Annotated in this window: 16 protein-coding genes; 12 read left to right on the top strand and 4 right to left on the bottom strand. The window is 36.2% G+C overall.

All coding sequences use genetic code 11. The features are described from left to right. Positions 1-77 precede the first annotated feature (77 nt). Positions 78-2,588, top strand: coding sequence for an SBBP repeat-containing protein (locus ACN0U3_RS03920; protein ID WP_417265212.1), 2,511 nt, complete (start codon positions 78-80; stop codon positions 2,586-2,588). A 535-nt stretch (positions 2,589-3,123) separates the two neighbouring features. Here the strand turns inward: ACN0U3_RS03920 and ACN0U3_RS03915 are convergent. Then, positions 3,124-3,912, bottom strand: a complete 789-nt coding sequence (locus ACN0U3_RS03915; RefSeq protein WP_299203929.1) for a zinc ribbon domain-containing protein — start codon at positions 3,910-3,912, stop codon at positions 3,124-3,126. Between the two features lie 5 nt (positions 3,913-3,917). Then, complete coding sequence (locus tag ACN0U3_RS03910; RefSeq protein ID WP_417265211.1) at positions 3,918-5,018, bottom strand: Nif3-like dinuclear metal center hexameric protein; 1,101 nt, start codon at positions 5,016-5,018, stop codon at positions 3,918-3,920. Positions 5,019-5,331: 313 nt separating this feature from the next. On the opposite strand from ACN0U3_RS03910, the gene clpP reads away from it, so the two are divergent. From clpP to ychF, 4 genes are all read left to right on the top strand, one after another. Continuing rightward, a complete protein-coding gene (clpP, locus tag ACN0U3_RS03905; RefSeq protein ID WP_417265210.1) occupies positions 5,332-5,997 on the top strand; it encodes an ATP-dependent Clp endopeptidase proteolytic subunit ClpP in 666 nt (221 codons plus the stop codon). A 348-nt stretch (positions 5,998-6,345) separates the two neighbouring features. Then, positions 6,346-7,584: an ATP-dependent Clp protease ATP-binding subunit ClpX gene (gene clpX / locus ACN0U3_RS03900; RefSeq protein WP_417265209.1), complete on the top strand. Its 1,239-nt coding sequence runs from the start codon at positions 6,346-6,348 to the stop codon at positions 7,582-7,584. A gap of 296 nt (positions 7,585-7,880) precedes the next feature. Then, a complete protein-coding gene (locus tag ACN0U3_RS03895) occupies positions 7,881-9,476 on the top strand; it encodes a hypothetical protein (RefSeq protein ID WP_417265208.1) in 1,596 nt (531 codons plus the stop codon). Between the two features lie 584 nt (positions 9,477-10,060). Further along, the gene (gene ychF, locus ACN0U3_RS03890; protein ID WP_299203901.1) at positions 10,061-11,158 is read left to right on the top strand and encodes a redox-regulated ATPase YchF; all 1,098 of its coding nucleotides are present in this window, start codon (positions 10,061-10,063) and stop codon (positions 11,156-11,158) included. 166 nt (positions 11,159-11,324) lie between these two features. On the opposite strand, the gene ACN0U3_RS03885 is transcribed toward ychF, so the two are convergent. Beyond that, positions 11,325-11,954, bottom strand: coding sequence for a 2OG-Fe(II) oxygenase (locus ACN0U3_RS03885; protein ID WP_417265207.1), 630 nt, complete (start codon positions 11,952-11,954; stop codon positions 11,325-11,327). A gap of 213 nt (positions 11,955-12,167) precedes the next feature. Between ACN0U3_RS03885 and ACN0U3_RS03880 the strand changes: the two genes are divergently transcribed. Together ACN0U3_RS03880 and ACN0U3_RS03875 are read left to right on the top strand one after the other, a co-directional pair. Beyond that, complete coding sequence (locus ACN0U3_RS03880) at positions 12,168-12,575, top strand: hypothetical protein (RefSeq protein ID WP_417265206.1); 408 nt, start codon at positions 12,168-12,170, stop codon at positions 12,573-12,575. Between the two features lie 4 nt (positions 12,576-12,579). Beyond that, the gene (locus ACN0U3_RS03875; RefSeq protein WP_417265205.1) at positions 12,580-14,091 is read left to right on the top strand and encodes an NAD(P)H-hydrate dehydratase; all 1,512 of its coding nucleotides are present in this window, start codon (positions 12,580-12,582) and stop codon (positions 14,089-14,091) included. Between the two features lie 291 nt (positions 14,092-14,382). On the opposite strand, the gene ACN0U3_RS03870 is transcribed toward ACN0U3_RS03875, so the two are convergent. After that, entirely contained in the window at positions 14,383-15,666 is a 1,284-nt protein-coding gene (locus ACN0U3_RS03870; RefSeq protein WP_299203888.1) for a replication-associated recombination protein A, read from the bottom strand. Between the two features lie 285 nt (positions 15,667-15,951). Between ACN0U3_RS03870 and ACN0U3_RS03865 the strand changes: the two genes are divergently transcribed. The 5 genes from ACN0U3_RS03865 to dinB all read left to right on the top strand — a co-directional run bounded on the left by ACN0U3_RS03865 (position 15,952) and on the right by dinB (position 19,642). After that, positions 15,952-16,374: a DUF2147 domain-containing protein gene (locus tag ACN0U3_RS03865; protein ID WP_417265204.1), complete on the top strand. Its 423-nt coding sequence runs from the start codon at positions 15,952-15,954 to the stop codon at positions 16,372-16,374. A gap of 50 nt (positions 16,375-16,424) precedes the next feature. Continuing rightward, complete coding sequence (locus ACN0U3_RS03860) at positions 16,425-16,853, top strand: DUF2147 domain-containing protein (RefSeq protein ID WP_417265203.1); 429 nt, start codon at positions 16,425-16,427, stop codon at positions 16,851-16,853. A gap of 63 nt (positions 16,854-16,916) precedes the next feature. Beyond that, a complete protein-coding gene (gene xseA, locus ACN0U3_RS03855; RefSeq protein ID WP_299203879.1) occupies positions 16,917-18,380 on the top strand; it encodes an exodeoxyribonuclease VII large subunit in 1,464 nt (487 codons plus the stop codon). Then, positions 18,364-18,573: an exodeoxyribonuclease VII small subunit gene (xseB, locus tag ACN0U3_RS03850; RefSeq protein ID WP_299203876.1), complete on the top strand. Its 210-nt coding sequence runs from the start codon at positions 18,364-18,366 to the stop codon at positions 18,571-18,573. Before xseA ends, xseB begins: the two co-directional genes overlap by 17 nt. Further along, positions 18,566-19,642, top strand: a complete 1,077-nt coding sequence (gene dinB / locus ACN0U3_RS03845; protein ID WP_417265202.1) for a DNA polymerase IV — start codon at positions 18,566-18,568, stop codon at positions 19,640-19,642. The genes xseB and dinB overlap by 8 nt, the downstream gene beginning before the upstream one ends. Positions 19,643-19,647: the final 5 nt, after the last annotated feature.

Raw genomic sequence — 19,647 nt, 5'->3', positions numbered from 1 at the left:
AGTGTTTCCTTGTCCATATTTTATGTAGTTTTGTGTTGTTGAAAAAAACATATTACTACTTTAAATAAACTACAATCATGAAACAAACTCTACTCATTCTTGCTATTTTAATCCTAGGTTTTACAAGCCATGCACAGTTAAATATAATGTGGGAAAGTCGATTCGATAATGATAATAAGGACGACTTTAGCGAAGGAATTGTGATCGATAATGTTGGGAACTCTTATGTTGTTGGGACAAGTAAAAATGGAGCCAACTATGAAGTTGTGACCATAAAGTATGATCCTAATGGAAATGAAATTTGGAATGTATCTACTCCAGCACCTGTTACGGGAATAAGCCAAGCGGTAGGTATTGCCTTAGACAGTAACGATGACCCTGTTATTGGAGGTTTCTATTACGTAGGGGGGAGTGATTATGATATTTTTGCTCAAAAATTATCTACGGTTGATGGGAGTGTAACATGGACATATAACCATACCGGTTCAGCAAATTATGATGAACTAAAAGATATAACTATTGATGGAAATGATAATGTTATCCTTGTGGGGGGAGTACAAATAAGTGGAATTGATTCTCGTTTTGAAACAATTTCCGTTAGTCCTTCAGGAGTTTTGAATTGGACTCAAACTTATAGTCCTACAACAAATAGAGATTTCGCAAATACAGTAACTGTTGATGCTGCAAATAATGTATATGTTGCAGGAGAAAGCCATAGCAGTGCATCTCAATTAGATTTTTACACCATTAAATATAATGCTGCAGGAGCGCTTCAATGGCAATTAAGAACAGACGGAAATAATGCTGCTGATAGAGCGGTCTCGATAGCTGTTGCAAATGACGGAAGTGTTTATGTTGGAGGGACAAGTTATAGAGGACTTTATCTTGATGATGAAATTATGTTGGTGAAAATTGATGCTGCTGGAACTTTTCAATGGAGCCAAGTTTTTGGTGGAACGGATGGAGCTGATGATAAGGTGAAAAGTGTAACAGTTGATGATGATAATCATGTTTATCTTGTAGGGAGTTTGAAAAATGTTGGAAACGGTGAAGATTTTTATGTCGCACGTTTTAGACCTGATGGAGTAAAACATTGGGATTATATATACCAAAGCCCAACTAACGGATATGATACAGCAAACGAAATTATTGTAAATAGTAATTTTGAAGTGTACGTTGCGGGATATTCAAATAAAGCAGCTACTTCTGATGATTATTTTACGGTTAAGCTGGATACTTTAGGAAGTGTTGGTTGGACCAAAAGATTTGATGGACCTGTATCACAGAGTGATCAAATGTCAGACTTTAAAATCGATGTGGATGGGAACTTATTTGTAACTGGTTCGTCAACTGGAGCAGGAACCTTGCGTGATTTTAGTACAATAAAATACTGTCAATTAGAAACAATAGCGTCTTTAAATGATACGATTTGTGTGGGTGAAAGTGTTCAACTGAATGTTGCCGGAGGAACAAACTTCCAGTGGTCGGCGATTTCAGGTGACCCAATAACGCCAAGTAATTTTACTTGTACTGCATGCGATGATCCTATAGCAACTCCAACTTTAACGACAACTTATGTGGTGAGTTCAGAAAGTGCTTCAGGTTGTATCGACTTTGACACGGTGATAGTAGTTGTAAATCCATTGCCTGGACCGACCATTACACCAAGTGGGCCAACTTCTTTTTGTGATGGTGGATCGGTAAATCTTTCTGCAGATCCTGCTGATGTTTATGATTGGAATACCGGTGAGAATATTCAAACCATTACTGCAGATACAGCTGGTTTTTACGAACTGACTGTAACTGATGAGATGGGTTGTCAAAATACAACTTCTATTAACGTAGAAGTTTTTCCAATCCCTGTGGTTGATGGTGGAGCAGACCGATTCAGATGTCCTGGTGATTCAATCTTGTTGAATGCAACTGGTGCAGATACTTACGAATGGTATACAATTCCAACTTATGGTGATACAATTCAAAATGGTGAATACTATACGCCTGTAGTAAATGGAGGAATTGTTGTCTTCGGTACTTCAGTTGATGGTTGTTTAGGGAAGGATACAATCAATGTTACATTATATCCGCAACCAACGCAAATTGAAATTTCGCAAGGAATGAGTGGGAATTTATTCGTAAATACAAACCAAGGTACAACTTCTTGGTCTTTTGATGGAACAGATACAGGAATTACGGGAGCAACATTTTACTATGACACTGTAATTTATTGTAATGGTCTGTATGAGGTGTTTTATGAAGATGAAAATGGATGTATGTCTTATGATTCCTTAACTGTGGCTGGTGAAACTTCGTGTGTAGATGAGCCTTCTGATACAGCAAGTGTTTCTGTGAATGAAATTACACAATTAAGCCTATACCCTAATCCAACAAGGAACAGTGTGAATATTTCTTTTGAAAATAATGAAGAGCGCATGATTACTGTTTACTCTATGGAAGGTGTGCGCGTTGAACAAATAGTGAGCGCAGAAAAAGAAATTGTACTTGATTTGTCAAGTCTTGTGAATGGAACTTATATGGTGACAGTTAAAGGCAGTACAACTTTTGCAAGGGCGAGGGTAGTAAAGCAATAAACTAGTATAGATAATTTAAAGCGGGTCGAAAGGCTCGCTTTTTTTTTTGATCAAAACTATATGTTTCTGTGTTTCAAGCTGACAAAGTTTGATTAAGTCTATTGGAATAAATAATAGCTGGTTTTTGGATGTATAAACCTGTTATTTATTGGAGATTAACGATTGAAAAGAAGGCAGTAGATAATTGACCTCTATTCCTGTACAAGTATCAATCAAGTATTAATCTGACAGTAGATTGTTCGTACGAACGTAACAGAACGACGAGGAGTTTCTACCTTTTTTATTCGCCAACTAATCTTTTTCTCACTCATTGAGTATGTTCAAAGCTAAAGGGAAGTGAGTGTTTGCATCAGCTGCTCCCAACTTTTGAAACAGAACCGAGTCATTATTTATATGTTCTGGATTAACTCCCAGGGTGAAGTAGGTGTGTTGTTTAGCAGTTGTTGGTTTGGTGTGTCTCACCTTGGACTTGGAATAGGTCAAAAAAAAAGCCCCAGCAAATTTGCTAGGGCTTTTTCAATATTGGGATAAAGAATTACTTTTTCTTTTTCTTTGCTTTTGTGTCAACCTCCTCTTCAATCTCTTCACCTGGAATTAAAATTCTTCCACAGTGCTCACAGATGATGATTTTTTTCTTTTGAATGATGTCTAATTGACGTTGTGGTGGGATTCTGTTGAAACATCCTCCACAAGAATCACGGTCAACAGGAACAACAGCTAAACCATTCTTAGCACTAGAGCGCAATCTCGCGTATGCTGTTCTTAAATGGTCGTCCAATTGTTTCATTGCTTTTTCAGACTTCTTGTTGAGTTTTTCCTCATCTTTTTCTGTTTCTGCAATAATGTTATCCAGTTCCGCTTTCTTGGCTTTAAGGTCTTTCTTACGTCCAGCCAATCTGTCTTGAACTTCTTTGATCACCTCTTTTTTGTTCTCAATCGTAGCCTTTGCTTCTTTAGCTCTTTTTTCGTGCAATTGAATTTCCAATTCTTGGTACTCAATTTCTTTACTTAAAGACTCAAACTCACGGTTGTTTCGAACGTTGTTTTGCTTTTCTTTATATTGTAAAATAGCCGCTTGAGCATCTTTTTGCTCATTCTTACGGTTACTGATTTCAGTCTCTATATCTTTTAATTCAACAGTCAATTTCTCAACTCTTTTTTCAAGACCTTCGATATCTGCTTCAAGATCTTCAACCTCTAAAGGAAGTTCTCCGCGAATCGTTAATATACGGTCAATTTCAGAGTCAATTTGCTGTAAATTCGCTAATGCTTCTAAGCGCTCAGCGACAGTTGTGCTTGACTTAGCTTTTGCTTTTGTTGCCATAAATGCTAAAAATAATTAATAGGGTTTGTATTCACCTTACTCAAATGGAAGGCAAAGTTAATAAAATTTTTCTTCAATATACCAAGAATTAAGTGCGGAGTATATTGCTCACTCTCAAAATGTCCGATATCAGCAATGATTATCGCTTGTTCGGCGTTAAAAAACTCATGGTATTTAAAGTCACCAGTGATATAAATGTCGGCTTGTTGACTTTTCGCGTTGTTAAGTAAAAAGCTACCCGCTCCTCCACAAAAAGCAACTGTTTTGATTTCTTTTTTTATCAATTCAGTATGGCGAATTACTCCACAGTTAAAAGTAGATTTAAGGTGTGTTAAGAAATCTTCAACTTTCATAGCTTGATCCAATTCTCCAATCATTCCAGCTCCTTCGTCTTGATTAGCATTGGTAATTGGATAAATGTCATGTGCAACTTCTTCATAAGGATGAGCATAGTTCATCGCCTTTATAATCTGACTTTCTTTGTGGATTGGAATTAAGACCTCAATGCGTTTTTCTTCTACTTTTTCACGTTGACCAATTTTTCCTTGTGAAGGATTTGAATTTTCTCCGGGTAAAAAAGTTCCTGTTCCATAACTTTCAAAGCTACAGTTGGTATATTCTCCAATATTTCCTCCTCCTGCTTTGAAGATTGCTTGAACCACTTTTTCTGAATGACTCTCAGGACAAAAGAAAACTAATTTTTTTAAGGTGTTCTTTTTGGTCGCCAATATCCGAGGTTTAGAAATTCCGATGCGTTGAGCAATTTCATAATTTACCCCCCATTTATAATTGTCTAAATTGGTGTGAATTGCATAAATGGCAACGTCATTCTTGATGGCTTTAATTACCGTTCTTTCGATGTGATTCTTGCCGTTGATTTGTTTTAAGCCACTAAAAACAATAGGGTGATGGGCAACGATTAAATTTGCTCCTACTTTGATTGCTTCTTCAACAGTTGCTTCTATGCAATCTAGTGAAAGCAATACGCCGGTGACTTGCATGTCAGGATTTCCCACAATCAACCCTGAATTATCATAGCTTTCTTGGCTGCCTAGTGGCGCTAATTCCTCAAGAAATCTTGTAATGTCTTTTACCTTTAAATCCATAGTAGACAAAGGTAACTAAATTATGAATTACGAATAAGGGAATTACGAATTCAATTCGTAATTCAATAATTCATAATTGATTAAACCGCTGCCATTATGTCGTTGAATAATCCAATTTTGACCGACCAGCAACTAAAGCATGATATTTGATGATCAGAAGAAGAATTTCGAATTCTCAAAGCTTGAGCCCAATTCGTATTTCGTAATTGACAATTCGTAATTGATAATTCGTAATTGATAATTGTTTATTTCGCAATTGAATTTTGTATATTTATCGTTTTAACTTTTAGAAATTAGATAGAAAAATAGAATTATGTATAATAAAGATGAATTTAAAAAATACGCTACCAAACACTTAGGCATCAATAGCATGCACGTAGGTCAATATATTGAGTCTTCCATGACACCGTATATTATTGAAGAACGTCAATTGAATATGTCGCAAATGGATGTTTTTTCTCGTTTGATGATGGACCGTATTATATTTCTAGGGACTGGAATCGACGATCAAGTAGCGAATATCATTAACGCTCAGTTGTTGTTTTTAGAGTCAGTAGATCCAAAAAAAGACATTCAAATCTATTTAAACTCTCCAGGAGGAAGTGTTTATGCAGGATTAGGGATTTACGACACAATGCAGTACATCTCACCTGATGTAGCTACAATTTGTACAGGGTTAGCAGCTTCTATGGGAGCGGTTTTATTATGTGCCGGAGCAGAAGGGAAGCGTACAGCTTTAAAACATTCACGTGTAATGATTCACCAACCGCTTGGTGGTGCTCAAGGTCAGGCTTCTGATATTGAAATTACAGCTCGTGAAATCTTGAAGTTGAAAAAAGAATTGTATGACATTATAGCGCAGCATACAGGGAAACCTTTTGATAAAGTTGAAGAAGATTCAGATCGTGATTACTGGATGACTTCAAATGAAGCTAAAGAATACGGTATGGTGGATGAAGTGTTGATCCGCAAGAAATAATAAATACCAAATCAACTAATGAAGTAATTTAGGTAGGATAAAGGCCTTTAAGAATCAGCCCTTCTTTTGCTTGACTCTAAACTTATAGAGCGAAGTGGAAGAAGGGTTTTTAGATTTTACTGTATTGATTTTCCAACTAAGGTTAAGGTAGAAACAATAAACTCCACTATAGAAGCTTGCTTTGGTAAGGAAAATCTCTACAGAGCATACTTTTAAAGAAGACGTATGTTTAAAAAATCTATTCTAAGATTTTAAGTCTCCGATTGGGTAGCCTCCTACTAATTGCGTATTTTTGTAAAAAATAAATCAAAAGGTCGATAGCGATATTGACCTTTTTTGTCACAATATATGAGTAAAAAAGAAACAACTTGTTCTTTCTGTGGCCGACCAAAGAGTCAGGTGAGATTGTTGATTGCTGGGATATCTGGACACATTTGTGACCACTGTATTATTCAAGCTCAATCGATAGTTAAGGAAGAAATACCCAGTGGAGGTGTAGGACTTGAAGGAGATGATGCTCCTTTAAATGTGTTAAAACCTACAGAAATTAAAGCAAAACTAGACGAATATGTAATCGGGCAATTGTCTGCAAAGAAAACATTGTCGGTTGCTGTTTATAATCATTATAAGCGTTTAAATCAAAAAGTTGGTGACGATGACATCGAAATTGATAAGTCGAATGTTGTGATGGTTGGACGAACAGGAACGGGTAAAACACTCTTGGCAAAAACAATTGCTAAAATGTTGAATGTACCATTTTGCATTGCCGATGCAACAGTATTGACGGAAGCCGGTTATGTTGGTGAGGACGTAGAAAGTATTTTGTCTCGTTTGTTACAAGCGGCAGATTACAATGTTCAAGCTGCAGAACGAGGTATTATCTTTATTGACGAAATTGATAAGATTGCACGTAAAAGTGATAATCCATCAATTACACGTGATGTTTCTGGAGAAGGTGTTCAGCAAGCATTGTTGAAATTACTAGAAGGAGCAGAGGTAAATGTTCCACCAGAAGGAGGAAGGAAACACCCAGAGCAAAAGATGGTGAAAATCAACACAAAGAACATTCTATTTGTTTGTGGAGGTGCCTTTGACGGTATTGAAAAAATCATTGCACGTCGTGTAAATCGTCAAACGATCGGTTTTGCAAATGTGGAAGAAGAGAGAATCGATAAAGACAACCTATTGGAGTTTGTGAACCCAACAGATTTAAAATCTTTCGGTTTAATTCCAGAGTTGATCGGTCGTTTTCCTGTCTTGACTTATCTTGAGCCTTTAGATAAAACAGCATTGCGTAGAATATTGACAGAGCCTAAGAACTCATTGTTTAAGCAGTACGTAAAATTGTTTGAAATTGATGGAATTGATTTAAAATTTGATAGTGAGGTACTTGATTTTATCGTAGATAAAGCTGTCGAGTTCCAATTAGGAGCACGAGGTTTACGTTCAATCTGCGAAGCTATTCTTACAGAAGCGATGTATGAAATTCCTGGAAGCAAAAATCCAGTTAAAGAATACAGGGTAACTTTAGAATATGCTCAAAAGCAATTTTCACAATCTAAAATGGCGAAGATGCATGCAGCATAATATTTTTTGAATAAATATTTTTTAAAAAGCGGTTTTGATTGTTCAAAGCCGTTTTTTTTTGGGAATAATTTATGGATAATAAAGTAGGAGTATAAGAACAGGATCAAAGCTTTGATTATATGCTTACAAACTCTTATCAAAACGGTCTTAGACTTTCTATCTAAACACAAAATTTGCCGCCATTTCATTACTTTTTTAGATCACCCCACATATTTTTACTTTCTAAATCAAATATTCCAAGTTCAGTTTTAATTTCTAAATTAGCATTGAAAATAATATTATTAACACTTGAAACCATGGTTAAATTAGTACATCTACTTCTGGTTACCTTATCGGCCTTTTCGCTATCAGCCCAAACAGTTTATGAAAATCCTTTTTTCGGGTTTAAATTTAAAACTTCTCAAGATTGGAGAAAAGTAGAGCTTATCGAACTCGATACATTAGAAAATAAATGCAGTTATACATTCCGTTTGTCAAATAATGATAGAGTTATTTCAGCCTTAGATAATCGTATAGTTATTAGGGCTCAGGCAGATGGTTTTGCAAATTCAATTGCGGAGGTACATTTGCTCGAAAGACAGAGCTTGCACAGAAGGTATAGGGATTTAAGTGTTGTGCGTGAATCAGAAAAAGAACTATTAGTTGAGGCATCAATTGAAGGGGAGAAGTACAATATTTTGACATTAGTAGAGTACCGAAACGGAATTGGATATATCGTTTCGTATAGTTATCCTTTAGAAAAGCCCCATGCAGAACAAATATCTCTTGAAGCATTTATGAGTAATATCGACTTTACTGAACCCAAGGTGAGTTATGAAGATTTACATCATAAGATCAGAGCAAACCCTGAAGATTCAACATTGCTTTTCATTAAGGCAAAACGAAAATTCGACTTTCATAATTTTAAGGAGGCATTAGATGAGTTCAGTTTCTTGATTAGTAAAAATCCAAATTATGGAAAGGCCTATTATTACAGAGGGTATAGCTATTTGATCTTAGGCAAAAAACTTGAAGCTTGCATGGATTTTGATGTTTCATACACATTAAGTCATCTTGGTGGATTTGACTTTTCTGAGCATTGCAATACCCGTGAAATCTCTGAAGCACTCCGAAAGAAACACGCTCCAAAGGCTAACCCTTTTCAAGAAGTGAATCCAAATGCAAATCCATTACTTTACGTTGATTCGATTAAAAATCACAAGTATATTCTTATGTCTAGTCAGGGGCCACCGAGTAAGGAAGTGGTGGCTTACGTAAATCAATTGAATTACTTATTCGAACTAGGTTTTTCGCAATTAGACAGTATTTATAGTCATGAAAAAGGGATTCTTCAATTGTATTCTTTTGGTGCGATATGTACTAAATATCCAGATAAAATAAATCGTAAACACAAAGAGATGCTCAAAATAAAGGGTGAAACTATGGTGTTGAACAGAGATCAAAAAGATCCTTACCTGAAACCAACCAAAGAAATAGCATCAATGATGTATGATGTGGTAGAAAGTATAGAAAAGGAGAAAAAACTTAAAATTAAAACAGAAAAAGCTGTCAAGTCCTTCATCCGAAAATATGCAATGCATAAAGATTCCTACATTCCTATTTCCTTTCATGAGTTTCGTGTTTCTAAGACAGTCGAAGGTGATAATTTAAAAACTGTAAAAAAATCTCAAACTTATATTATTGGTCACAGTTATAAAATTAAAGATGTAAATGGAGATACGGCAGAAGCTTATCACACATTTAAATTTAAGCATGATTTCAAAGTTAATATTATTGAACAAGAAGAAAGCAATACGTTTTCGTCATATCCTCCAAAGGTGACGAGTTGGTTAGAAAAATACGGAAGCCCCTTGAGAAAAAGAGATAAGAAAAGATTGGGACTTCCCGATTAATGAATTTGGGTTTGATTTAAGAATTCAACCCAATCTAAGCTATAAACTATCAAAATTGTTAAGGTAAGAAGAACGAGAGTCAATCGGACACAAACTTACTGCGTATCGAGATCTTGTCAGAAGTGAAAGCACTTAAACTCTATTCCTTGCAAACGGTTTGCGCTGTATTGGAACTCAGATGACACGGACCTTCGACTGGCTCAGTCACCGCAGTCACCGTTTTAACAACGCGGATAAAACACGGATTTCTTGCGTCATGAATACTAAATATTGTCATATCTTGAAATTAATAATATACCCTATTTCATAAAACTATGTTTTAATCGAGGATTGAAGTTAAACTCTGAATTTACTGGTAAAATATCGGCTAAGTATTTTAGGTTTTTATCACTATCCCTGGAAATTTAGAAGTAGAACAAGTGCTTATAGAATAAGGGAAATGCTGAAATAGCTATTAAACGATATTTTATCTCCACCAAACTACTGCCAACCTAAAATCTAAAAGACAACTAAAATCAATAATATAAAAGTCAAATTGGCTTTAATCAATTGCAAGCATTATCTTTGCATCAAAATTTTTTCATATGGCATTAAAATGTGGAATTGTTGGGTTGCCGAATGTAGGTAAGTCAACATTGTTTAACTGTTTATCGAATGCGAAAGCACAATCGGCAAACTATCCATTTTGTACAATCGAACCTAACGTAGGAACTATCTCTGTTCCAGATCCTCGTTTAGAGAAGTTAGAAGAAATTGTAAAACCAGAACGTGTTGTCCCAACAACAATGGAGATTGTGGACATCGCTGGATTGGTAAAAGGTGCCTCTAAAGGTGAGGGATTAGGCAATCAATTCTTAGCAAATATTCGTGAAACAGATGCAATTATCCATGTTTTACGTTGTTTTGAGGATGATAATATCGTTCACGTTGATGGTTCAGTAGATCCGATTAGAGACAAAGAAGTGATCGACTATGAATTGCAATTGAAAGACCTTGAAACAGTTGAAAAACGTTTGAATGGTTTGGCAAGAGCTGCAAAGTCAGGAGATAAAGAAGCAAAGAGAGCATTTGAACTTGCTGAACGCATAAAGAATCACCTCGAAGCTGGAGAGTCTGTTCGCTCAATGGAATTTGATGAAAATGAATGGCCTCATGTCCAAGAGTTGCATTTAATTACAGTAAAACCTGTACTTTATCTATGTAATGTGGATGAAAGTTCCGTAAAAGACGGTAACAAATTCGTTGACATGGTGAAGGAAGCGGTCAAAGATGAAGGAGCAGAAGTGTTAGTAATTGGAGCTCAAATAGAAGCTGACATTACAGAGTTTGATACCTTTGAAGAACGTCAAATGTTTATGGAAGAACTAGGACTAACAGAATCAGGGGTAAATCGTTTGATTCGCTCTGCTTACAAATTACTAAACTTAGATACTTATTTTACTGCAGGTGTGAAAGAAGTTCGCGCTTGGACTGTTTTGAAAGGTTCTACAGCACCACAAGCAGCAGGAGTTATTCACTCTGATTTCGAAAAAGGATTTATTCGTGCTGAAGTAATGAAGTATGAAGACTTCGTGAAGTACGGCTCTGAGGCTGCATGTAAAGAAGCAGGAAAGTTTGGTGTGGAAGGAAAAGAATACATCGTTCAGGATGGAGATATAATGCACTTTAGATTTAATGTGTAAAAAAGCTTAAGTATTTTTTATCCTTCAATCGGAAGGAAGAAAAAGAGATTGAAAAAATGGTGCGTAGAAGTATACTTCTCGCACCATTTTCTTTTAGGGGAGAAGTTTAATTTCACTTCTTTCGTTTTTATGTGAAAGTCTCTGTGTGTCTTCGTGTTAAGAGATTTTACAACACCAAATAGGGTAAAACAGCAGGTTGATACAACATCCAACCGGTAATACTTTTTCGGGAAGTATGAGAAGTTAAAACTTCGTGATAAAGTGTGTCACTCCTAAACATTATACAACGGTTTTCTATTGGGGCAATATCAATTGGGTCTTGACCTTCAGGGTAAATCCTCAATTCACCACCGTCACCATTTTTCCAGTCTTTATTCAAATAAATAATCACAGAGACCATTCTGTTGTTACGACCTTCAAATTGGTCTAAATGTTTTTTGTAGAATGAACCTTTCGGATAATGGGCCAAATGAAATTCGTAATCGGCTATACTTAAGTACATCAATCGATTAAATACTGATTTTACTTCGTCTAAAGTTTCAAATATGGAATTGATTTGCGTGTGCTTACCTTTCTCCAACCAGTATGTATAATCACCACGTACTTCATTGATGATTTTTTCATTTCCACTTGCTCCAATAGCCGCTTTTTGGAAAACGCCTTCCTGCTGTTTTGTCTCAAAAAAATGATGTGCGTTGATGAGGTCTTCAGAATTGAAGAAGTTGTCTATGGTAATGTAATCCTGCTGGGCCAACAAATCCATTTGTTCATCCCAATAACCAAGGTCTCTTTGCATTGAATTTTCACTGGAAAGATAGTGTAATTATTTTTTTTACTAAAAAAAATGAGGTTTTTATTTTTTGAAGATGCTTATAATATTATAGTGTCGGCTTTTCAATAACTCTTCATGACTTCTTACTCAAGCTTTCTGCGGAGCACTATTTCATTACCTTCTTTTTGCCTATCTTTGATATTTGTACAAATTATTTATTTATCTAAAGTTTTAGAAATGAGAATTTTTATGTTTATATTAGGAAGTGTATTGCTGATGTCTTGCAAAGAACAGATGAATTCATCACGTGAACAAAGTGTTGAGGATCATTTGACCAATGGAGAGTGGCGATTGGTTTCTAGTGATACAGAGTTTAGACGCTTTCAGAATGGATTAAAATTCTCAGCAGATAAACAAGTCTTCAATATTGACTCACAAGGAAGGATTGTTTCTCCTAGCCATGAAAGAATTTACACTATTAGTGCAGATACACTTAAAATTGTAGATTATAAATATGAAGAAGCTTTTCTTTTCCGTGAAGGAACAGATATTCTTATCATTGAAGAATTAACAGATGACGAAATGGTCTTGCAAGTAATTTATCCAGAAGGACCAAATAAATTGTATTTTGAAAATTTAAAATAAACCTATGAAATTACTTACTGCGCAACAAATCAAAGAACTTGAAGCACATACATTAGTGCAACAAAAGATTACTAATGCTGATTTGATGCAAAGAGCAGCAAGTAAAACATACAATTGGATCAAAAGAAACTTAGGACTCAATTATTCCTACTCTATAATTTGTGGAAAAGGAAATAATGGTGGAGATGGACTTGTTCTGGCCCAGTTCCTCATCCGTAACGATTATGATATAGAGTGTGTGTTGCTGGACATTAGTGATCGACAAACGCCAGAATATGAAGCGGAATTAGCAAGGTTGAAACGTTCCGACATTAAGATTAAAATTGTTCGCTCTGAAGGTGATTTAGAACAACTTAACTTTAATGGAAGAATTGTAATCGATGCTATTTTTGGAATCGGTTTATCACGCGCTGCAGAAGGTGTTGCAGGTAAGCTCATTCGCAGAATCAATAGTCATAATACAGTTAAAGTAGTCGCTATAGATTTGCCTTCTGGCTTGTATTGTGATCGATTAAATGAACCTTTAGACCCCATCGTTCATGCAGATTACACCCTAACTTTTCACGTTCCTAAACCTTCTTTCTTCTTTTTAGAAGGTGGAAACGCTATTGGGAAAATAATCGTTTTAGATATTCGACTAGAACATGAATATGCTTCAAATATAGACAGTAATCACTTTTACTTGACTCCTTCTATGGTAGGGAGCTATCTTAACAAAAGAACGATTTTCACTCACAAAGGAACTTATGGACATGCCAATTTAATTGGAGGGAGTCGAGGTAAAATTGGAGCAGCAGTTTTAATGACTAGAGCAGCTAGTTTTTCTGGAGCAGGATTAATTACCGCAACTGTTCCTTCAGTAGGATTTGAGATTTTACAAACAATGGTTCCTGTCGCTATGTGCGACGATGCCTACGGAAAGGATGTTCTAGAAGGCAAGATTCAGGTTGAAGACCGATTTACCTACGGTGTAGGACCTGGAATTGGAACGTCAAGGGAAACCGCTCAGTTTTTAGGTGAATTTTTAAAGCAAGTAAATCGTCCAGTGGTTATTGATGCTGATGCAATTAATTGTATTGCTCAAAATCCAGAGATGCTGGTGGACCTTCCTGAAAACAGTATCCTAACTCCCCATGTAAAGGAGTTTAGAGGTTTGGCTGGTGAAACTAAAAACAGTCACGAACAATTGGATTTACTGACAGAGTTTTCAATAAAACACAAAGTTTACATCGTTTTGAAAGACGCCAGAACTACTGTGTGTACTCCTGAAGGAAATTGTTTCTTTAGTCTAAATGGTACTCCAGGAATGGCAACAGGTGGAACCGGAGATGTGTTGACAGGATTATTGACCGGACTTTTGGCCCAAGGTTATACACCAGATCAAACAGCAAAACTTGGACTCGTTTTACACGGTGTAGCAGGAGAATTAGCTGCAGAAAAGCACAGTGAATACGCCATGACAGCAGAGTCGATTATTGAGGAACTGGGAAATGCATTTAAAGAATTATTGAAGTAGGCTTCCATTAGGCATCTAAAAACTGAAACTGTTATTGCGAAAATGTATGCTGAGCATATTGCTTCTGTAAGATGATCAGAAAAATGCGGAATGCAAAAGCTAAAGACCGATACAACAGAAAAAGGTGAAACATTTTTTTGAATACAAGATTTCTAATCCTTTGATTAATTCTGAATGATATTAGAATAATCAATCCCTTCATCAATTTAGTAATCACATTTAAGGTATTATTTAAAAAGTAAAACTAAGTTAATCTGGTAACTATTGAAAACTAAACAATTCGTAATTATTTCAATACTTCCCTTGCCAACGCTGCTTAATGTCTTCCTCTATTTCTCGTTCACGCTTTGAGCTTCCTGCTTGAAAAAATGAAGCCCCTTTTATTTCTTCAGGCATAAATTCTTGAACTACAAAGTTCCCCGGATGGTCGTGAGAATATTTATATCCTTTTCCATAATCCAATTGCTTCATCAACTTCGTTGGGGCATTTCTCAACGCTAAGGGAACCGAAAGATTTCCTGTAGACTTCACCAACTCTTGAGCTTGATTTATCGCCATGTACGCACCATTTCCTTTGGGGGAAGTTGCTAAATAAATTGTGCATTGTGCAAGAATAATGCGTGCTTCTGGAAAACCAATGGTGTTAATGGCTTGGAAAGTGTTGTTGGCCATAATCAATGCTGTAGGATTAGCAAGTCCAATGTCCTCACTGGCAGAAATAATTAATCTACGTGCAATGAATTTGGCGTCTTCTCCACCTTCAATCATTCTGGCCAACCAATATACAGCAGCATTGGGGTCACTACCGCGTATAGATTTTATAAATGCCGAAATGATATCGTAATGTTGTTCTCCGTCTTTATCGTATCGTGCGATGTTTTGCTGAGCAATAGAAAAAACGACTTCATCTGTAATCTCTATCTTCGCATCTTGCGGGAAAGTGCTGATCACTATTTCTAATAATGTCAGAAGTTTTCGCGCATCACCTCCAGAAATTCTAATCAATGCATTGGTTTCCTTTAATTGAACATCCAATTTTGAAAGGTATTCATCTCTTTCGAGTGCGTTTTTGAGTAATAATTCCAATTGCTCCTTTTCCAATGACTGGAGTGTGTAAACTTGACACCTTGACAGCAATGCTGAAATGACTTCAAATGATGGGTTTTCTGTGGTTGCACCAATTAATGTTACCACACCTTTTTCAACGGCCCCAAGAAGTGAGTCTTGTTGTGCTTTAGAAAAACGATGTATTTCATCAATGAATAGAATCGCACCTGCACGTTCAAACATTCCTTGATTCTCTGCCTTTTTGATCACCTCCCGAACTTCTTTTACGCCAGAGGAAATTGCAGACAATGTATAGAAAGGACGTTTCAATTGATTGGCCAATAAATTAGCCAAGGTCGTTTTGCCAACTCCTGGAGGTCCCCAAAGAATTAAAGAGGGTAAGACATTCGCATCTAAGGATTTTCTAAGACTTGCCCCTTTTTTTAAGAGATGTTCCTGACCAACATATTCATCCATTGTTTTTGGACGCATACGTTCAGCTAAAGGGGTAGTCGGAGCATGTAACATAATCGAATTTTTATACAAAAATAGCCATTTTGTATGAGACTTAATCAGCTTCTTACTTTTAGCTAAAAGAAGGGCACATAAATCCATCTTTCGTCCTGAATATTACTTTTAAAAATGAACAGATTTGTGACAGAAAAGTGTGGTTATTCATCGGGTCCATCTTACTGTAAGAAGCTATTGAGGATGGTTTTATCAAACACAATATTGGAAAAGAAAAAGGTAGAAGTCTTCTTTTACTAGTGAAATTGCCGTTTTAATGATATTTTTACAAATAAAAGAAATAGAATGAGGTACTTTTTAATTCTAAGTTTATGCTTAATTCCTTTTGTGGGGGTTTCACAATCTATTGAAGGTGTATGGGAAACTTATGATGATGAATCTGGTGAATTAAAATCAGAAGTTAAAATTTATATCAAAGATGGAAAACTCTATGGTAAAATTCTTAAGTTATATAACTTGAACATAGACCCTAAGGATGCAAAATGTGAACTTTGTACTGATTACAGAAAGGACCAACCAGTGATTGGCATGTTGGTGATGTCTGGATTAAATAAATCAGGTTCCGAATGGATTGGCGATGCTGCACTTTTAGATCCCAATAACGGTAAGTCTTATGATGCAAAAGTATGGCTAGAAAGCAATAACAAATTGGCTGTTCGAGGATATATTGGCTGGTTCTTTAGAACTCAATATTGGAAGAAAAAGTAAAGGGCTGAAGAAGGGTATGCTCTGTTTTATTGAATTTATAAAATTACATTATGCTTAAATATTTTCTCATTTTCTTATTCGGTATGATTGCTTTATCATCTACAGCCCAAGCCATTGAGGGAACATGGGAAAGTTATGACGATAGTTCAGGAGAATTAAAAGCAGAGGTTAAGATTTATTTAAAAAATGGAAAGTTATATGGAAAGATTGTGGCCTTACATAACCTCAAAATAGCCTTAAAAGATGCAAAATGCTATTACTGCACTGATTATAGAAAAAATCAAGATGTATTGGGTATGGAGATCATGACAGCTCTGGTGAAGTCAGGAGATGAATGGTCGGGCAAAAAAGCTTTGCTCGATCCCAACAATGGAAAGCTTTATGATGCTAAATTGTGGTTGGTGAATGAAGACCTACTTGCTGTTCGTGGATATATTGGATGGTTTTTTAGAACACAGTATTGGATCAGAAAAAAGTAGCAAATTGAGTTTTTCTAGGCCTTTTTCATTCCAGAACATATTTTTCATTATCTTTAATTTAACATGTCCGAAGAAAGAAAAATATACTCTCTAACACAGTTAAATCAGTCCTTTGAAAAGCACATTTGGGAACAGTTTTCTCAACGTGACTTCTGGATTACCGCAGAATTGATTAAAATCAATCAGAAGAGTGGACACTTCTATATTGAACTGGCGGATAGTGCAAATGATAAAACGACAGCACGTAGTTTTGCCACCATTTGGGCTTCTACTTATAGTACCATTGTTAATGAAATCGGACTAAAGGAAACCCAAAGTATTCTTCAACCTGGAAATAAGGTGTTGATTAATGTGAAAATTGAATTCCATACGATTTACGGACTCAAACTAAAGATTCGCGCCATTGATCCTGCTTATTCTTATGGGGAAATAGAACGCAAACGGCAAGAGGTCATTAAGCGACTTAAAAAAGAAGGTATTTACGACCTTCAAAAAGAACTGCGTTTACCCACTATTATTAAACGTATTGCATTAATTGGTTCTCCAAACACTTCAGGATATAGAGATTTTCAGAATGAATTATTGGTGAATCATGATTTTAATAATTTTGTCATCAAGGAATTCCCTGTTCGTGTTCAAGGTGATGCAGCGGTAAAAGAAATTGTTGCTGCCATTAAAGATGCAAGTAACCACGATGCAGACGTTATTGTAATTCTTCGTGGTGGCGGGAGTAAAATGGATTTGGCCTTGTTTGATGACTATGAAATCTCAAAAGCCATCTGTCATTCTAGACTGCCTGTTCTGACAGGAATTGGTCATGAAAATGATGAGGTCGTTGCCGATCTTGTGGCCCGTGTTACCTTTATTACCCCTACAGCAGTGGCTAGACATATTCACTACGCTATAAGTTCTTTTAAAGAAATTATGCGTGAGTTGCATGACAAGTCTATTCAGATGTCTATGCAATTATTAGGGGAAAGCAAAGAAGAATTTACCCATTATAATAATTATCTTTCTCATTATAGTCGAGAATTGATTCACTTTTGGAGGAGTACTTTTCAAGAACAAGAGTACGAAATTGTGCAGAAAAGTAGAACGCTTTTATATGAAGGTAAAGACAGCTTAGCGGCATTAAGTCATCGCACATCTGCAGAGTTGCAAGGCTTAGTTCAGCAGGAGGGAAGTAGTTTAGAACGTATGCTGGACCGTATTTCTGATTTGAGTCAGCAACAAGTTGAACGAGAAAAAGACATGAGTCTCCAGCAGGTTTTATCGAACATTCAACTTTTGAGTCAGCAGCTTATCGATAGAGAGCGTATTGTTTTTGGTAACCAAGAGGAACTGTTGGCTTTGCTCAATCCTTTGAAAATCTTAGAATCAGGATATACCATTTCGACCATTGATGACGAAGACGTAAAGAATAGGACGGTAAAGCCTGGAGATGAAATGAAAACCCTTGCCAATAATTATTTGATTACGAGTAAAGTCGTTTCAACAAAAGAAATAAAACATGAAAATAACGGATAAAACAACTTATGAAGAAGCCTTGCAGCGATTGAAAGAAATTGTTGGGGCTTTGGAAGCCAAAGAGATTAAAATTGATAATCTTTCTGAAACGGTAATTGAAGCCAAAGAATTGGTTGATTTCTGTCGTAAGAAACTGGATAAAACAGAAGAAGATATTAAACGTATTATTTCGCCAGACGAGGAGAATGAGTAAGGAAGAAACGCGTAAAATAATTCATATTGATATGGATGCTTTTTACGCTTCTGTTGAACAACGTGACCATCCAGAGTTGCGTGGGAAACCATTGGCGGTGGGTGGAACTGGTGGACGAGGAGTAATTGCCGCTGCGAGTTACGAAGCACGAAAATTTGGTGTACGCTCAGCAATGCCTTCTCGTGTTGCCTTACGGAAATGTCCAACCTTACTTTTTGTAAAACCCGAATTCGAAAAATACAAAGCTGTTTCTTGTGAAATCAATGCCATTTTTGAACGCTATACTTCGGTCATAGAACCCTTGTCTTTGGATGAAGCATTCTTGGATGTGACCTATTCAAAATATGAATTACAATCGGCCACTTTAATTGCCCAACAAATTAAAAACGATATTCGGAACGAATTGGACCTGGTCGCCTCAGCAGGTGTTTCTTACAATAAGTTTTTGGCGAAAATAGCTTCGGATCAAGACAAACCGGATGGACTTTTTGTAATCACACCAGAAGAAGGTCCAGAATTTATGAAGCAATTGCCCATTGAAGACTTCTTCGGTGTTGGAAAAGTTACGGCTGAGAAAATGAAGGCCAATACTATTTTTAAAGGAATTGATCTGTTGCCTTATTCTAAATGGGAATTGCAGCAGTTGTTTGGCAAAACTGGAGGCTTTCTTTATGATATTGCCCGAGGTATCGATGACCGACCTGTCCAGTCTGAACGGGTTAGAAAAAGTGTTGGTGCAGAAATGACATTTTCTGAAGATGTTAAAGGAGACATAAACATCAATGAAAAATTTTCGCAAGTTTTCGAAAAGTGGTGGACACGCTATGAAGCACACGGCAAAAAAGGGCGCTCTGTAACCTTGAAAATTAGAAACTATGAGTTCGAAACCATTACACGCTCTATTACAGAGCCTGATTTTGTTGTAAATAAAACTGAAATTCGTGAAAAACTTATGGATTTAATGAAGGAAGCCATTCTTCCTGATGTTCCTTTGCGTTTGATTGGTGTTTCTATTAGTGGATTCGAGTTGGAAGGGGACAAGGAAGTTTCACAACTAACGATTTGGTAACCGTT

The organism is Brumimicrobium sp., from assembly GCF_048268645.1.
GTDB classification, from domain to species: domain Bacteria; phylum Bacteroidota; class Bacteroidia; order Flavobacteriales_D; family Crocinitomicaceae; genus Brumimicrobium; species Brumimicrobium ulvae.
This window is presented reverse-complemented; position numbering and strand designations above follow the sequence as displayed.

Coding starts and splice junctions, on each gene's coding strand:
- ACN0U3_RS03920 (WP_417265212.1), top strand. CDS start 78: ATGAAACAAACTCTACTCATTCTTGCTATTTTAATCCTAGGTTTTACA.
- ACN0U3_RS03915 (WP_299203929.1), bottom strand. CDS start 3,912: ATGGCAACAAAAGCAAAAGCTAAGTCAAGCACAACTGTCGCTGAGCGC.
- ACN0U3_RS03910 (WP_417265211.1), bottom strand. CDS start 5,018: ATGGATTTAAAGGTAAAAGACATTACAAGATTTCTTGAGGAATTAGCG.
- clpP (WP_417265210.1), top strand. CDS start 5,332: ATGTATAATAAAGATGAATTTAAAAAATACGCTACCAAACACTTAGGC.
- clpX (WP_417265209.1), top strand. CDS start 6,346: ATGAGTAAAAAAGAAACAACTTGTTCTTTCTGTGGCCGACCAAAGAGT.
- ACN0U3_RS03895 (WP_417265208.1), top strand. CDS start 7,881: ATGGTTAAATTAGTACATCTACTTCTGGTTACCTTATCGGCCTTTTCG.
- ychF (WP_299203901.1), top strand. CDS start 10,061: ATGGCATTAAAATGTGGAATTGTTGGGTTGCCGAATGTAGGTAAGTCA.
- ACN0U3_RS03885 (WP_417265207.1), bottom strand. CDS start 11,954: ATGCAAAGAGACCTTGGTTATTGGGATGAACAAATGGATTTGTTGGCC.
- ACN0U3_RS03880 (WP_417265206.1), top strand. CDS start 12,168: ATGAGAATTTTTATGTTTATATTAGGAAGTGTATTGCTGATGTCTTGC.
- ACN0U3_RS03875 (WP_417265205.1), top strand. CDS start 12,580: ATGAAATTACTTACTGCGCAACAAATCAAAGAACTTGAAGCACATACA.
- ACN0U3_RS03870 (WP_299203888.1), bottom strand. CDS start 15,666: ATGTTACATGCTCCGACTACCCCTTTAGCTGAACGTATGCGTCCAAAA.
- ACN0U3_RS03865 (WP_417265204.1), top strand. CDS start 15,952: ATGAGGTACTTTTTAATTCTAAGTTTATGCTTAATTCCTTTTGTGGGG.
- ACN0U3_RS03860 (WP_417265203.1), top strand. CDS start 16,425: ATGCTTAAATATTTTCTCATTTTCTTATTCGGTATGATTGCTTTATCA.
- xseA (WP_299203879.1), top strand. CDS start 16,917: ATGTCCGAAGAAAGAAAAATATACTCTCTAACACAGTTAAATCAGTCC.
- xseB (WP_299203876.1), top strand. CDS start 18,364: ATGAAAATAACGGATAAAACAACTTATGAAGAAGCCTTGCAGCGATTG.
- dinB (WP_417265202.1), top strand. CDS start 18,566: ATGAGTAAGGAAGAAACGCGTAAAATAATTCATATTGATATGGATGCT.